The organism is Nitrospira sp. (assembly GCA_030653545.1).
Taxonomy (GTDB): Bacteria; Nitrospirota; Nitrospiria; order Nitrospirales; family Nitrospiraceae; genus Nitrospira_D.
The window spans coordinates 279995-296416 of sequence record JAURZE010000028.1; the positions used below are offsets into that span (position 1 = coordinate 279995).

Sequence of the window (16422 nt, forward strand, 5' to 3'; positions counted from 1 at the left end):
GCAGGCCGAGAGTTCTAGTCGGAATCCGGATGCTACCGGCAGCGCTGTGGCGGGCCCTGCTGGCTGATGGGGGTGAGCCATACATAATCTGCGATGCCGTCGTGGACGAGATCCTGGATGTCTTCAATGCGTGTGTGATCGAAGGAGGCCATGTACACCGTTACTTGGGCGATCGGCCCGTCCATGCGACGTGCGACACGTTTCGGGATGGGCAGATTATATTGAATGTGTCCGCCACCTGTGTAACTGAGAATCACTGTGTGGTCCTGAGGACTTTGGCGAGCGGTGAGAAGTGCCGCCGCCACCGTTTTGGCCATGCCTTCGTCGCGCACCATAGAAGCTTCGTACATTCTTACATAGTCCTCGTCGCTCCCCCCTCCGTGGCAGCGTTTCAGCTGATCCAAAATCCTGAGGCGGTAGGCCTGGTCATCGACAATGTCTTCACGATCCATTCCCCATTCAACCCAGTCCTGTCCCGTTCGAGCTTTATCAAGGCCGATTTTTACGACCTGTCGGATCAGTGGCTTGGGAGGATTCATGGCTCGGAGCCTGATCCGGTGCTCGCGGGAAAAATTGATCAATGGCTCGTAGTTATCAAAGGCGCCACCCCAGTTTTGCTTCCAGCGGCTTCGATCAAGAAATGCCTGCCGGTCCAGACCGGGTGTGGTGAGGTATTCATTCAGCCCAGGTTGCCCGTCCCATCCGAACATCTCCATCGTGAGCATCGGACGCCTGCCGTTCGCCAGCACCGTTTGCAGCACGGACAAAGCGGCATCTATGTGGTGTTGGTTGTAGTGCTCTTCCCCAAGGTAGACGATGTCAAAACGTGTGAGCGTCATAAGGAATGTTGGGAGATCGATGGATCGCCCCGTTTTTACGTCGATCACGCGGCCCGCTTGCCAGGATGTAACAGGAGAATTTGAAGGAATTGTAGATGTGCTGCTCGCACAGGCCGTGAAAAGAAAGTAGCCGATGACCAGGAGTAAAAGAGGGAGGATGTGAGAGGTTGTAAACCGGTGGGCAACGAATGGAATCATAGGCATCTCCTAACACAGCAAGTCTGCTGCGACAAGCCTGTTATCTTGACGGGAGAAGAACCGGACTACTATCCTCCCTTGTCCAGAGTGAACGTGAGAGGTTTATCATGCGATGCATCCACGGTATTGAATATGTCTGAGAGCGACGTCATTGCAGGATTCCGTCAAGCCGTGAATCGTGCTGTTTGTGAATCTGGGCAGAAGTGGGAGGATTCCAGGCGTCTTCTGGAGCCTGCAGTATTTCCGTCGATTATTGGACAATTGGCGCAGCGGTCTCAGACGGCTTCAATGCCCCATCAGGTGAAAGCCGCGCTGGCTCATGTGTTGGGCCGGGGCCAGGCCCGCCGTGTTCAGGATCTTGATGGCGCAGCACTCAAGGGTCTAACCGGATACCCGCCGTCGAAAGCGTTCCGCTCACTGTGCCTCTATTTTGGTCTCGTTCAGGGCCGAGCTTCGAAATGGCCCACCGCAGATCTTCCCAGTGAAGCAGTGGCGCGCGGGCTTCAATCGATGACCAATCCGTTCGATCTCCTGCTCACGACGCCTGTCGCCACCGTGCTTGATCTGGGTGCCGGCGATCTTTCATTTGCTGGTGAGCTTGTCGATCGCTACCTTCCAACGCTTCACACTCATCAACAGGAGCTGGTCCTGCATGCGGTGGATCGTCTGGATCCTCGCTCGAAACTGGGCGGGCCACTGCATCCGGGACGAGACCGGATTGCCCAACTACAAGCGAGACCGGGCCTGACCTTTCGTTTTTACGGCAATCAGGACATGTTCGACCTTCACAAATTGGATGAGGCCGGTCATTTGGCGCCACGGTATACCCTGGTCACCTGCTGGGCTCCCGCGACACCCACGTTTGCCTATGAGCCGACGCGACTCTCTGAGGCGGTCATCCAGGAAGATCTTCGTCGGAGCAAGGGTGCATTTCGGCATGTGCGCTATGAGGGCGAATCGGCCCTCGAAGTACAGCACGGGGAACGAGCCCTAATCTTCCCTGCATGGAAATTTGACATTCGCGGGCCAGTGGCCCTTCTGAACCTCATCGCCCGCCGCGGGCTGGTTGGGGTATTGGGTGCGGTGGACTCCCAGGTATTCTGGGAGATGCTGGCGCAATTACTCGAAGAGTCCCGCTACCGTCCCCAGAATCAGCCGTTTAGTCAGGAGAGCCTCCCCGTCGTATTTGGTGACATCTACCGACGTCTGATGAAACTGAAGGTGGGGGACACCGTCTCGCTTGCCCAACTCGGCGTCCTGCGTGCACGTATTCCTGGAAATGATGGGCCTGACGCCGAGCAGCCCCCTTTCGGATTTCGGGATGTGTGGATCCGGCGAGGGGCCGTGTTTCCCGGTGTCCCCGCTAGCAGTACCGCTCGTCAATTCATGCATATGCGCGAAGAAAGTCCGCCCTGGTTTCTCACGCTCGTTCCAGACGATCTCCGGCCATAGCCACTCTCCCGTGGGCGTTTGCTGCAGCCCTTCCGCAAGATACTGACGAAAAATTGACCACCTGTAGACCCTTTGTTAGACTTTCTTCGTGTCTTGCCAGAACCTCCATCTCAATAGGAACGGCGATTCAATCTCATGAAATCTACACAACTCGTTTCCTCTATTCAGGAGAATATCGCGCGCGTGATTAAGGGCAAATCCAGAGTCATCGAGCTGACCGTCGTGGCGCTTCTGGCTCGTGGACACCTGCTGCTCGAAGATGTGCCAGGCGTCGGGAAAACGACATTGGCCCATAGTCTGGCTCGCTCGTTGGACTGTTCCTTCAAGCGCATCCAATTTACCAGCGATCTGCTTCCGTCCGACATTGTGGGTGTCTCCATCTTCAATCGGCAAAAGCAGGGATTTGAATTTGTGCCGGGACCGATCTTCGCGAATATCGTGCTGGCCGACGAGATCAATCGAACGACGCCCAAGACGCAAAGTAGTTTGTTGGAGGCCATGAGTGAAGCGCAGATCTCGGTCGACAACCAGACTTGTCCCCTTCACCAACCATTCATGGTCATTGCCACTCAGAACCCCGCTGAGTATCACGGCACATTTCCCTTGCCGGAATCCCAGCTCGACCGCTTCTTAATGCGGGTGCAGATCGGCTATCCGTCCGCCGAGGAAGAGCGCAAGGTGCTGGAGCGGCCACAATCGCTTCACCCGGCCGAGGCGCTACAGCCAGTTGCCACGGGCCAGGATGTCCTCGCGCTACAGCAACAGGTTGATGATGTACTGATGGAAGATAGTCTCATGGACTATCTTCTGGCGATCGTGTTGGCGACTCGACAGTCGGATTTGCTGTCGCTGGGAGTCAGCACGCGCGGAGCGTTGGCGCTCTGTCGGGCGGCCAAGGCGCTGGCCTTTGTGCGGGGCCGAGCCTATTGCCTGCCGGACGACATCAAAGAGCTGGCCCCTGCGGTTCTGTCTCATCGCATTATGGTGAGTCGCTCGCAGGGCCTGCGCCATCGCAGCTTTGAACAGTCGGAGCAGATTATTCAGGATCTGGTCGAGTCCGTCCCCGTTCCAGTCTAACGACGGTGTACAGTCCCGCTTACCCGGAATACTGGCGATATGCTCTCCATCGTTCGTCGTCTCTTCAAGCATCTCATGCGGCGGCGTTCGACGCGAGTGACAACAGAGGGCACGCGGTTTCTCTTCTTCACCCTCGCGGTCGCGGTCGCCGCGATTAACACCGGCAATAATCTCTTCTACCTGCTCCTCGCCATGATGCTGAGCATCATCCTGATGTCCGGCATCATGGCGGAGTCCTGTCTTCGTCGATTGGAATTTCACCGGCACCTTCCCGAGCTTGTGTATGCCGGAGAACCGATGACGGCGACGGTGGTGGTGGCCAACCGTAAAACTCGTCTGCCGAGTTTTTCCCTGCATCTCTGGGATGTCACGGGTGAGCAAGAGATCGATCGCGGCCTCACCCTATGGCAATTGATGCCCGGAGCCAGTCAGATTTTGTCCTACCCTCTGATTGCAACCAGGCGAGGGCGGTTACGCTTCGACGGAGTTCGTGCCGGGACGTCGTTTCCGTTCGGGCTCTTCCTCAAAAAGGCGTACTACCCGCTTGATGGATCGGTTGTGGTGGCCCCAGCCGTTCGTCCGGTCGAGAGTGCCTTCCTGCAGGAAATAGCGTTGTTTGGTCAGGATTTGAGTCTGCCGCGAAAAGGGCACGGAAGCGATCTCTATAATCTTCGCCAATATCATGCGGGTGATGATTCGCGCTCGATTCATTGGCTCTCCACGGCCCGTACCTCGAAACTCATGGTTCGAGAAACGGAGGCAGAGGATCAGCGGCGTGTCACGCTCATGCTCTCTCTACTGGCTCCGCTCAGCCATGAACGCCTGTTTGAGGACGCCGTGTCGCTCACTGCGTCGATGGCGCAGGATTTCGGAGCCAGGGGCTATCAGGTCCGTCTGGTTGTCGGAGGGGTGTCCTCTCCGTTCGGCCAAGGTGAAGCCCATCTTTTACGGCTCATGGAATCACTGGCGCTTTGTGAACGATCGAGCCCTGATGGACGTGAGAGTCAAGCGCCCTCTGATAAGGGTGCGTATGATCCTGAAGGGGGAGCCACCATTGTGCTTGTGCCGTGGGGAGAGGCCAGGAAAGTTTTCCACGGGGTGAGAGCTGATGGCATTGTGTCGGAGTCGGTGATCCAAGGTAGGCAGCATGCCGTTTAATCAGGCATTGCGCTTGTCTTCCGTGTTGCTTGCCGCCGCCGCGTTTATCGGCCTGGCGCTTGGGACGAATTTGCCCGAATGGTTGCTGCTTCTCACCGGTGTGTCTCTGATCGTCACCCTCCTTCGCGCCCTTGATGTGGATCGCCTTCGCCACGTACTTGCCCGAATACGACTGTCGACTACCGCGTGGAATGTTCTGACTGTGATGGCCTTCGCCGGGTTTTGGGTGGATTTGGCATGGATTTCCGCCGACCTTCTTGCTGCCGGCGTGCACTTTCTCATGATTCTGATGGTCGTCAAGCTCTTCAATTTGGATCAGCGGCGAGATTACCTTCATCTTTATGCCATCAGTCTCATGGCGATTCTGGGGTCCGCCGCCTCGACGACAGACCTCTGGTACCTGCCGGTCTTTCTTGCGTACCTCCTGATGGGTGTCTGGACGCTGTTGCTCTACCAGCTCACTAAGGAAGCCGATCCGGGGCATAATATGCCGAGTCTGTCAGAGGGGGTGGCGATCACTCCCAGAGGACGGCAGCAGATCACCTCTGAGTTATTCTGGCTGGCAAACGGCCTCGCCGTCGGTGCTTTGTGTCTTACTGTGCTGATCTTCTTTACGATTCCCCGTGTGAGTGCCGGGTTTGGTCAAAAAGGGTCTGGGGAAGGCCTCCGTACCTCGGGGTTCTCTGAAACCGTCGACCTTGGCATGATCGGTCCCATTAAGCGGGATCCAGGAATTGTGATGCGGGTAGAGCTTCCGGACCGAACGGGGCTGCAGTCCGACCGCTTCTATTTGCGGGGGATGGCGTATGACCGATACGATGGCAAGTCGTGGACCACTCGCCTGTCGCATCGCCGGGCGTTGGCTGAATCACCGGCCGGAACATTTACGGTTCGGCAGGTCTCTTCGCGTTCGCCCCGTCCGCTCGGTCAGCTCATTCGCCAAACTATTCTGCTCGAAGCGCTCGATACGGCCGTGCTTTTTGCTGCCCCCTATCCTGAATCCGTCAGCGGACAATTTCTCGCGATACAGTCCGATCCGACCGGCGCCATCTATCTCCCGTTTCCGACCTCGTCGCGTATCGAGTATACCGTGCATTCTCGGCCCGCAACGGTTGTGCCCGCCGATCTTCAATTTCAGCCCGCCTTGTACACGGAGGTGTTCTCGCAACATTTTTTGCAACTTCCTGAATCGTCCGAACGTGTTGAGGCATTGGCTCGAGAGATCACGGGATCAAAAACCAGCGCGTATGAGAAGGCTCAGGCGATTGAGGCGTATCTCTCCAGAAATTATCGATACAGCCTCGACATTTCTCCCGGTAAGCAAACGCGTCCGCTCGAAGAATTTCTGTTTGAACGGAAAACCGGATACTGCGAACATTATGCGACGGCCATGGTCGTGCTGTTGCGTAACGTGGGAGTCCCTGCACGGCTGGTCACGGGATTTCTTGCGACTGAGTGGAACGAGTACGGCAACTACTATCTGGTACGGCAGCGGGACGCCCATGCGTGGGTAGAGGTCCATCTACCAAATTCCGGCTGGGTCACAATGGATCCCACTCCGGCCGTCAGCGAGCCTGTCGGAGATTCACAGTGGTTTGCCGCGAGCCGGGTGATCGATACGCTCCGCCTGCGTTGGAACCGCTTCTTTGTGCAGTACAACGCGGCCGACCAGTTGGCTGTGGTGCGGGGTCTCAAGGAAGGGACGACAGTCGTCCGCGATCGAGCCTGGAGCTCGGTGTCTTCTTTTTTGGCGCCGGTCGGAGACCTTGCAGGGCAGCTTCTCAGTCGCGTCGCCGAAGGAAATGTGCGTCTCATGGTAGGATTTCTGAGTTTTGTCGTACTCGGGCTGGGGTTGGCGATATGGCTGGTGCAGCGAAAACCTTGGAGCCGGTGGAGGTCCTCCAATACGAGCCATGGCCATCATGCCGTCATTTCGCAGATCTATCGTAATGTCCTGAAGCAGATTGCCCGCTACGGTATCGTAAAGGCGGAGCATACGACTCCAAGAGAATTCTCGCTAGTCGTGGGGAATCAATGGGCAGCCGCGGCTGAATCTGTGTCGATGATTACGGAGTTGTATTGCCGAGGTCGATTCGGGAAGGCGATTCTAACCCAGCAAGAAATCGATTTGGCCTATCACAGCTTGAGGCAGCTGGCGCTTCTCGACCCTCCATCAAAATAGTACTCTGATCCATCCTGCGCACGATTTCATGCACGGGTGACGGATGGCCAGAATGAATCCAGGTCCACATTCCCCCCAGTCAGGATCACTCCAACGCGCCGGCCGACGAGTGCCGGTTCCCGCCGAAGCAGGGGAGCTAAAGCTACAGCGCTTGATGGCTCTATGTCTAGCTTGAGAGTTTCCTGTGAGAACCTCATTGCATCCAGAATCTCATTTTCGGATACCAGAAACACATCCGTAAGATGTCGGTGCAAGATGGGGAGCGTTCGACTGCCAAGACTCGTCCGAAGACCGTCCGCCACCGTGCGGGGGGTGGTCATTGGCACAACCTCGTTTTGACGAAGCGATTCAATGACATCTGCCGCTCCGAGCGGCTCGCAGGCATACAGCAACAAGTGTGGATTGAGATGGTGGGCCGCTATGCAAAGACCCGATAGGAGCCCTCCTCCTCCTCCTACTGGTCCCAGTACGACATCAAGATCGCTGACCTGTTGAAGTAGCTCCAGCATGACGGTTCCTTGGCCTGCAATGACCTGAGGATCATTGAATGCATGGATTTGCCGGGCCCTCCGCTGCAAAAGCGTCTCATGAAGAGTCTGCTCTGCGGCTGCACGATCTTCGACCACGATCACGTGAGCGCCATGTTGAGCGATGGCCTGATGCTTTCTCGGTACATACGGTTTCGGGACAATTACGTATGCGGAAAGGTTAAGTAGCGAGGCGGCTAGGGCAAGGCCTTGCCCGTGATTTCCCGAGGAAATAGTAGCCACCGTCCGGTCAAGGCCTGTTGCTGCTACTTCCGACGTTGCGTAGTAGGCTCCGCGAAACTTGAAAGATCCTGTCCGTTGAGCCATCTCGCATTTCAGAAAGACGGTAGCGGACGCCAAGGCATCAAGTTCTACATTTGTCTTGACCGGTGTGACGAGAGAAACGTTGTGGAGCGTTTCCCTTGCTCGCAGGATATCTTCGAAAGAGACCTCAACACCCATAGGTCTTACCAGCAGAATGCGCACATGGGCGAAAGAGTCGAACTCAATAGGAAGGGTGGAAGAATTTCCAGAACTATCCAGAACTATATGGAGCGGGAAAAGGGATTTGAACCCTCGACCCTCGCCTTGGCAAGGCACCTTAAATGTAATAGTTTCAATGACTTAATCGTTCTCGTCCTTGCATCAACTCGTAGGTTTTTCCAGCACTTACGAAAGGGACCGTCTATATAGACAGTAGGGGTTTTACTACCTCCCGTGTGCCCAATCAGTTTGCACCCAGCCTGAGGGAGAACTCATACATTCACAGAGACGTAACGGAAGTTCCTGTCCGCTTTCCCTTACTCCGGAACTCAACGCCATGACCCGCTCTAGGTGAATGAGGGGACCGGTAGCGAAGAGTATGCCGCTCGGAGCCACTCTTAGGCAAGCAACCGAAGGGCACTCATAGCCCCTCCCATGGTTGGGGTGATTTCTGGTGGGGAAAGAGGTATTCTTCCGGCCAAATATTGGCCTCCTGTCGATGCAGCTATCTTGCGATAGTCCAGCGGATACAAAATTAAAAGTTCGATACAACTTCATGACAACAAAACCTGATACCGGAATCCGGGACAACCATAATCGAGGGACTGTTGCCGATTTCCTGCGGACGAAGATCCAGCGCGATTCCAGGTTGTCCGTCGTTTCAGCCTATTTCACAATTTACGCCTACGACGCGCTGAAGGGTATCCTCGATCATATAGAGCATCTTGATTTTCTTTTCGGTGAGCCAACCTTTGTCAACCGACTTGACCCTAGCAAGACAGAGAAGAAAGCCTTCATCATCGATGCAGATGGCTTGGAACTCGGAAACAAGCTCCAGCAAAAACGCGCGGCAAAGGAATGTGCGGATTGGATTGAGCACAAAGTGGACATTAAGACCATCAAGCAGTCGAACCTGTTGCATGGAAAGATGTATCACGTCTCCACAGGAGGAGTGGAGGATGCGATTCTTGGCAGTTCCAATTTCACCGTCCGCGGTCTTGGTTTGGGGAATGGCGACAATAACATCGAGCTGAATCTTGTCGTGGACAGCAACCGCGACCGGAGGGAACTCAAGGAATGGTTCTCAGAGGTCTGGAACGACGCAAATTTAGTTAAGGATGTGAAGCAGGATGTATTGCTGTATCTGCGGAAGCTCTACGCAAACCAGTCGCCGAGGTTCATCTACTACCTCACGCTGTTCCACCTCTTCCGTGATTATCTTGATGGCACTCGCGACCTAGACGACAACCTCCGCCGGGTTGCGCTTCCCGACACCGATATTTGGCGAACGCTCTTTTCTTTCCAGAAGGACGGCGCCAAAGCCGCCATCAACAAGATTCTCAATTACAACGGCTGCATTCTCGCGGACAGCGTGGGCTTAGGAAAAACCTACACCGCCCTGGCTGTCATCAAGTATTTCGAATTGCGAAATGAGCGGGTTCTAGTCCTTTGTCCAAAGAAATTAAGTCGCAACTGGACCATTTACCGCAATCCAAGTTCTCTGAATCCGTTCTCCGAAGATAAGTTTCGTTATGACGTTCTTCATCATACTGACCTCTCGCGAAAATCAGGTAGCGTCAATGGCCTCCTTTTGGACTCCCTCAATTGGGGTGCTTACGACCTCGTCGTGATCGACGAGTCCCACAACTTCCGGAACAATAAACTCGCAACTCAGCGCTCAGCAGACACGGAAGAACGCAAGAGCCGGTACCAGTGGCTTATGGAAGACATTGTCTCCGCTGGTGTGAAGACGAAGGTGCTGCTGCTCTCGGCCACGCCGGTGAATAACCAGTTGGCCGACCTTCGTAACCAGATTTCCTTCATCGCGGGAGGGGATGTGGCCCGCAATGATTCAGCAGACGCAGCATTTGCCGAGAAGCTCAACATCTCGTCAGTAAAGGAGACTTCTCGACAAGCGCAAACGCATTTCACTAACTGGGCCAAAAAACAGCCAGGTCAACGCAAGACTCGCGATCTCATTGCGGCGATCGGCGGAGATTTCTTCAAGCTACTTGACGGCCTCAGTATCGCCCGGTCACGGAGTCAAGTCGCCACCTATTACGCAGGCGAAATGAAAGCGTTGGGAGGGTTCCCAAAACGTCCAGCGCCAAAAGCCATTCATGCTCCAATCGACTTGGAACGACGATTCCTTTCCTTTGAACAGCTTGATACGGAAATCAGCGGTCTCAGGCTAGCCTTGTACCATCCCACTAGCTTTCTCCGGTATGACCTGCAGCCGACAGTCCGCGCAGCCTACGACAACAAGATACTCGGAGGATTCACCCAGGAGGGCCGCGAGCGCATCCTCATCGCCATGATGAAGGTTAACTTTCTCAAACGCCTCGAAAGCTCTGTGGACTCCTTCCGCCTGACGCTCCAGCGCACCATCGAGAAGATTGATCGGCTTGAAGAACGCATCATCGCATTTGAGAAACATCTCGATGACAATCCTGACCTGGACTATGAATCACTGACACCTGATCAGTTCGAAGACCCTGATTTTGACGAAGAGGACTTCACGATCGGCGGTCGCCGCCGCATTCATCTTGCCCATCTCAAGTTGCCGGAATGGCTTAAAGCGGTCCGGACAGACCGTACCCAGCTTCAGTACCTGTTAGAGAAAACTCAGTCTGTCAATGCCAGACGTGATGGAAAGCTTGCTGAACTGAAAAACTTCATAGAAGAGAAGGTTCGCCGCCCGACTATCAACCGTGATGGCAAAGCCAACCGGAAAGTACTCGTCTTCACAGCGTTTGCTGACACAGCCCGCTATCTCCATGAACATCTCGACCCGTGGGCACGCAAGGAGCTCAAGATTCATACTGCCCTTGTTTGCGGCGACGGAGGAAACGCTGCCTCATTAGGCCGCACCGATTACGATGAGATCCTCACAAATTTTTCCCCAATGGCCAAACGCCGGGCTGATCAGGCTGCTCGCTTCCCGAACCAGCAAGAGGAGATCGATCTGCTTATTGCGACGGATTGCATCAGCGAGGGGCAGAATCTCCAGGACTGCGACCTGCTCATCAACTACGATATTCACTGGAATCCCGTTCGTATCATCCAGCGATTCGGACGTATCGACCGTATTGGCTCGCGCAATGACTCGGTGCAACTTGTCAATTTCTGGCCTGTTGCCGACCTCGATCACTATCTCGGGGTCAAGCTTCGGGTGGAAGCTCGCATGGCGCTTGTCGATCTAGCTGCCACCCAAACCGACAACCTTCTTGATCCGGGACAGCTTGAAGACCTCATTAAGGAGGATCTGCTGTTTCGAGATCGCCAGCTGAAGAGGTTTAAGGACGAGATTCTCGATCTTGAAGACTTGGATGAGTCCGTGTCACTCACCGATTTCTCGCTGGATGAGTTCCGCCTGGATCTACTGCGATATCTGGAGGCAAACCGTGCCGAGCTTGAGGAGGCGAGCGAAGGGCTCTATGCAGTCGTGCCACAAAAGTCCGACTTGTTTGTATCTGCACGACCTGGTGCCCTCTTTCTCCTGCGACACCGCTCCACGGCGCAGAAGTCACTCGACTCGTCAGGTAAGCCCACAGACTCTAGCAAACTCAATCCGCTCGCACCGTATTATCTTGTGTATGCTCACGATGACGGCACTGTCCGTTTCAGCTTCGCTCAGCCCAAGGAATCTATGCTCCTCCTGCGCGATCTTGCTGCAGGAGAGGCTACTGCTTTCGAGAAGCTCTGCGACCTGTTCGACCAACGAACGAAGGATGGCGAGGATATGAGCCTCTACGATAGCCTCCTTCGGAAAGTGCTCGCTTCAATTGAGCACACCTTCCATCGGCGTGCTGCGGCCTCGTTACTGTCCAGTCGCGGTGCTCTGTTGCCTACGACTGCGGAAGTGCCAAAGTCCAAGGGTGGTGATTTCGACCTTGTCACATGGCTAGTTATCATGGAGCCCCGATAGCACCATGCCCACTGAGACCGAACGCCGCGAAAAGATTGTCGCAGTCCTTAGTGCTTTCACCCATCAACCGCTCCGCGAAGTCGCCACCAATTTCTTGGCCACGCTAGGCTATCGTTCCGACCGCACGCTCGATCTCGGGGACTCCAGTCCACAGAAATTCCTCGAGTTGGTGCGTTCTCACGCGGGCGCTGGTGGCTTCAGCGAATTTAAAACCATTTTTTCTGATTGGATATCCGCCGATCTTCTGTTCCAGCTTACGGACGAGGAATTGTCCCGCCACGCCAGCTTGTTCAAGGACACGGCTGTAAATCCTGGGCTTCTCCGCTCCTATGTGTTCTTTGCCATTGAGCTCAAGGGAGGAGACTATACTCGCGGTAAGCTTACCGGCATTGCCCGCGAGATCAACCGAGTTTTCCCTATGCCTGTCATGGTGCTCATCAAGCACCTCAAGGACAAGGAGCCCGTCCTCTCCGTCACGGTCATAAATCGCCGCCAACATAAACGCGACACTGCGAAAGATGTTCTCGGCAAGGTCACCATCATCCGCGACATCAGGCTCACTCAGCCTCATCGTGGCCATGTCGATATCCTCGCCTCGTTCGCCCTTCCCAATCTCGTCCATCCTCAGCGGCTGCCGATAGATTGCTTCGATAACCTCTATGCGGCTTGGGAGGAGATCTTCAACATCGAGTTGCTGAACAAGCGCTTTTACCGAGAATTGGCCAATTGGTACTTTTGGGCCCTCCCACAGGTCGATTTCCCTGCTGATACCGAAAAAGACGACGAGAAACGCCGGGCCACTTCGCTCATCCGTCTGCTCACTAGGCTCATCTTTTGCTGGTTCCTGAAGGAAAAGGGCCTAATCGCCGAGAAGCTTTTTGTCGAGGCTGAGTTGAAGCCCATCTTGAAAGACCTCGCTAGCGATGCCAACACATACCACCAGGCTATCTTACAGAACCTTTTTTTCGCCACACTCAATCAACGTATGGGCAAGGATAAGAATGGACAACCCTACCGCACCTTCGCCCGAGACGAGGGTTTTCTAAAAAACCGCACGACTTACGGTGTGGATACTCTGTATCGCTACGAGGAACATTTCCGCGATCCCAGCACCGCCCTCGACCACTTTGCGGATGTGCCCTTCCTTAACGGTGGCCTCTTCGAGTGTCTCGACCGCCCAGAAGAAGGTACGGACAGGAAGCTCTACGTCGATGGCTTCTCACGGAACAAGAAGAAGCGCGCCATTGTCCCAAACCGCCTTTTCTTTGCCGAAGAACAGACAGTTGATCTCTCCGACGCTTACGGAGAGGCAAAACGAAGGAACGAAAGAGTCCGAGGTCTCCTCCGCATCCTGCACTCGTACAAGTTCACCATTGTCGAGAACACGCCCATCGACCAGGAAATCGCCCTCGACCCCGAGTTGCTCGGCAAGGTTTTCGAAAACCTCCTCGCCTCGTACAACGAGGAAACCAAGACTACCGCGCGCAAGCAAACCGGCTCCTTCTATACTCCGCGCCCTATCGTCGAATACATGGTGGACGAGTCGCTCAAGGCCCACCTCAATGGCGCACTCACCAAGATTGGTATGAGCGAAAAGGAAGCTCAAGTAGGCCTCGCAATCCTCTTCGCCTACACAGAGCGTCAGCACCCATTCCGCGAGCGTGAGGTCGCCGCGCTGCTTGACGCCATCCATTCCTGTAAGATTCTCGACCCCGCTTGTGGGTCCGGCGCTTTCCCGATGGGAATGTTGCACAAACTTGTGTACATCATCCACAAACTTGATCCCGACAACGGGCGCTGGAAACAGCTTCAGATTGACGCTGCGGCAAAGATTCCTGACTCTTCCTCACGTGAAGCCGCCATCGCCGCCATCGAGCGCGACTTTGCCGACAACGAGGACGACTACGGCCGCAAGCTCTACCTCATCGAGAACTGTCTCTACGGCGTGGATATCCAGCCCATCGCCATCCAGATCGCCAAACTACGCTTCTTCATTTCCCTCGTCTGCGACCAGCGTACCAATCGCAACAAGAAGGAAAACCACGGCGTCCGTCCGCTGCCGAACCTTGAGACCAAGTTTGTCGCAGCCGACACCCTGATCGGTCTCCCGGAAATAGGGCAGATGGCTCTCGTGCCCCAGCGCGTATACCAGATTGAAACGGAGATAGAAGCTCTTTACCACAAGCACTTTGCCATCCAGCGTCGCGACCACAAGCTCGCCCTCCAGCGCAAGATCAAGGACCTTCGCAACGAACTCGGCAAGCTCCTCGCCGAAAGCCTCATGGCCCCAAAGAAAGCCCAGCACGTTGCCGACTGGGACCCATTTGACCCGCAATCCAGCGCCGACTTTTTCGACCCGCACTGGATGTTCGGACGCTCATTGGCAGATGGCTTCGATGTGGTGATTGGCAATCCGCCCTACATAGAGTTCAAAAAGTTATCCCCAGTTGCGAAGCGGCTTTACGAGCCCCTGTACTCGTCGGCTTCCGGAAAATACGACATATTTGTTGTGTTTGTCGAACGCGCGGGGCAACTGGCCAGACCAAATGGCTGTATCTGCTATATCATGCCTACAACGTTTCTACGGAAGGATTTTGGCCAAGGTATTCGACGGTTTATCTTTGAGGCATTGCATCCTCTGTTGATTCATGACTTCAGCGACATCCAAATGTTCGACGGCCCCATAAACTACACTGGCATTTTCCTGTTCAGAAAACACCCAGCCGACCCAGGCGGAAACTTTCCATATCACAGATACAAACGAGTGGGATCTTCTAATAATCCCACTTTCGACTCGGCAGTCGAGTCGCTCTACGCGGAAGATGCGACGCCGATCAAAGAGGTATCAAGAATCGGATATTCAGAACTAGCCCTCCCGACATGGGATTTCCAATCGAGCGAAACCGACTCTCTTATCCAGCAGATATCCCAAGGCCATAAAACACTTCAGGCTTACACATCTGCAATTTTTCAAGGGATTGCATCTGGAAAGGATGAAGTGTTTTACGTCACCAAACAAGAAGCTGAAGGCTACCGCCTCGAACCCGAACTGCTAAAACCGCTTCTCAAAGGAAGAGATATTAAGAGGTATGCTGTAACGTGGTCCGGGACGTATGTTATTTATCCTTACAATAAAGAGTCTAGAGTCATAGCTGAAGCCGAACTTCAGCAACGCTACCCCCAAGCGATGAAGTATCTCCTTGATCGTAGATTGCTCTTGGAGGGAAGGGGATATTTTGACAAATCCAATAAAAAATGGTTCGAATTATGGAATCAGCGGAAGAGGTGCAACTTTGAAAAAGTTCGAATTGTTACCCCAGAGATTTCTGATCGAAATCATTTCGCCAGGACGGAGAAATTTTATGGAAACACCAAAACGTATCACATTTTACCCAAAGACACGTCCGAAGAGTTTTGCTGCTATCTCCTCGCGCTTCTCAATTCCTCAACATTGGAATTCTACTACAAGTCGATAACCACACCTCAGGCGGGAGGCTTCTTCGCATACAAGACAGCGTTTCTAGAACGCATTCCTATAAAGAGCCCGCATCCTATTGCGCTTAGGATTTTCGAGAAGGTGGTTCCGCTGATCCAATTCGCAAAACGCATCGGCGAAGAAGCCCCTGCCCAATTTCTCGACGACCTGATCGACGCCTGCGTGATGGAGTGCTACTTTCGCGAGCATATGGCGGAGCGCGACTTGCTCTTCCTAGAAGACCTCGCAGCGCCCCTGGCCGCCTATGAGCCCACCGCCAGCGAGGCGCAGCAACGCGAGTTCCTCGCACACCTTCACCGCACCCTCAACGCCACGTCGTCGAAGATCCGCAACCGGCTCCTCCGCATCACCGCAGACAGCCCCGATCTCCTCGCAGTCATTAAAAATGAGGGCAGAGTATGAAGTCCCGCCTTCACCGTCTTGAAATCTGCAACTTCAAGGCCTTCCGGGAATTTACCCTCGACCTCGAAGGCCGACATCTCCTTGTTTACGGCCCCAATGGCTCCGGGAAATCCTCTCTCTACTGGGCGTTCTATACCTTTCTCCAGAGCGCCCGCAAGCCCACACCGGAAGTCGCTAAATACTTCGACCCTACAGACCAGCAGAACCTGCTTAATATCCACGAGCAGGGCGAAGCGACTCCAAAACCCGGCGAAATCGTTTTGACGCTGCGTGACACCGCCACCAAGAACGACACAACCTACCGCATCAGCCATACGACCCACGGGACCCATCAACAGCCCGCCATACTAAAAGGTGACCTCGCCAGCGACTTCATTACCTATCGCTTTTTCTTCGGATTCTCTCATTTTCGAAATTCCGAAAAGTTTAACCTCTGGCCACTCTTCGAGAAGGAAATCCTGCCTTTCTGCGTATCGACTGGAGGTAAGGTGCCGGTAGACTGCTGGAACGCAATCAAATCGGGTAATCCAAATCCGAATGCTAGTGTAGTGTCTCAGTAATATCTTTCCAATATTGGTTGGTTCTGGTATCGTCTGGGGTATGTGGAAACCAACCGACTCGTTGCCGATGACGGGAGAACAGAAACAGACGTTGGAGGCGTGGATGCGGGCGAAGACCAG

9 protein-coding genes are annotated in these 16422 nt (G+C 54.5%); 7 read left to right on the forward strand and 2 right to left on the reverse strand.

Annotation, left to right across the window (positions count from 1 at the left end; genetic code table 11):
• Window positions 1-32: 32 nt before the first annotated feature.
• The gene (locus tag Q7U39_16265) at window positions 33-1037 is read right to left on the reverse strand and encodes a ChaN family lipoprotein (GenBank protein MDO9119516.1); all 1005 of its coding nucleotides are present in this window, start codon (window positions 1035-1037) and stop codon (window positions 33-35) included.
• Window positions 1038-1169: 132 nt separating this feature from the next.
• Between Q7U39_16265 and Q7U39_16270 the strand changes: the two genes are divergently transcribed.
• The 4 genes from Q7U39_16270 to Q7U39_16285 all read left to right on the forward strand — a co-directional run bounded on the left by Q7U39_16270 (window position 1170) and on the right by Q7U39_16285 (window position 6906).
• Window positions 1170-2489: a hypothetical protein gene (locus Q7U39_16270; GenBank protein MDO9119517.1), complete on the forward strand. Its 1320-nt coding sequence runs from the start codon at window positions 1170-1172 to the stop codon at window positions 2487-2489.
• Between the two features lie 135 nt (window positions 2490-2624).
• Complete coding sequence (locus tag Q7U39_16275; protein MDO9119518.1) at window positions 2625-3566, forward strand: MoxR family ATPase; 942 nt, start codon at window positions 2625-2627, stop codon at window positions 3564-3566.
• A 39-nt stretch (window positions 3567-3605) separates the two neighbouring features.
• The gene (locus Q7U39_16280; GenBank protein ID MDO9119519.1) at window positions 3606-4724 is read left to right on the forward strand and encodes a DUF58 domain-containing protein; all 1119 of its coding nucleotides are present in this window, start codon (window positions 3606-3608) and stop codon (window positions 4722-4724) included.
• Window positions 4714-6906, forward strand: a complete 2193-nt coding sequence (locus Q7U39_16285) for a DUF3488 and transglutaminase-like domain-containing protein (protein ID MDO9119520.1) — start codon at window positions 4714-4716, stop codon at window positions 6904-6906. Before Q7U39_16280 ends, Q7U39_16285 begins: the two co-directional genes overlap by 11 nt.
• Before the next feature lie 26 nt (window positions 6907-6932).
• On the opposite strand, the gene Q7U39_16290 is transcribed toward Q7U39_16285, so the two are convergent.
• Entirely contained in the window at window positions 6933-7895 is a 963-nt protein-coding gene (locus Q7U39_16290) for a pyridoxal-phosphate dependent enzyme (protein ID MDO9119521.1), read from the reverse strand.
• Window positions 7896-8472: 577 nt separating this feature from the next.
• Between Q7U39_16290 and Q7U39_16295 the strand changes: the two genes are divergently transcribed.
• Genes Q7U39_16295 through Q7U39_16305 form a run of 3 tightly spaced genes read left to right on the forward strand, consistent with a single transcriptional unit; the run spans window position 8473 to window position 16302 of the window.
• Window positions 8473-11844, forward strand: coding sequence for a helicase-related protein (locus Q7U39_16295; protein MDO9119522.1), 3372 nt, complete (start codon window positions 8473-8475; stop codon window positions 11842-11844).
• 4 nt (window positions 11845-11848) lie between these two features.
• The gene (locus Q7U39_16300; GenBank protein ID MDO9119523.1) at window positions 11849-15742 is read left to right on the forward strand and encodes a TaqI-like C-terminal specificity domain-containing protein; all 3894 of its coding nucleotides are present in this window, start codon (window positions 11849-11851) and stop codon (window positions 15740-15742) included.
• Window positions 15739-16302, forward strand: a complete 564-nt coding sequence (locus Q7U39_16305) for an ATP-binding protein (GenBank protein ID MDO9119524.1) — start codon at window positions 15739-15741, stop codon at window positions 16300-16302. The genes Q7U39_16300 and Q7U39_16305 overlap by 4 nt, the downstream gene beginning before the upstream one ends.
• The last annotated feature ends 120 nt before the right edge of the window (window positions 16303-16422 follow it).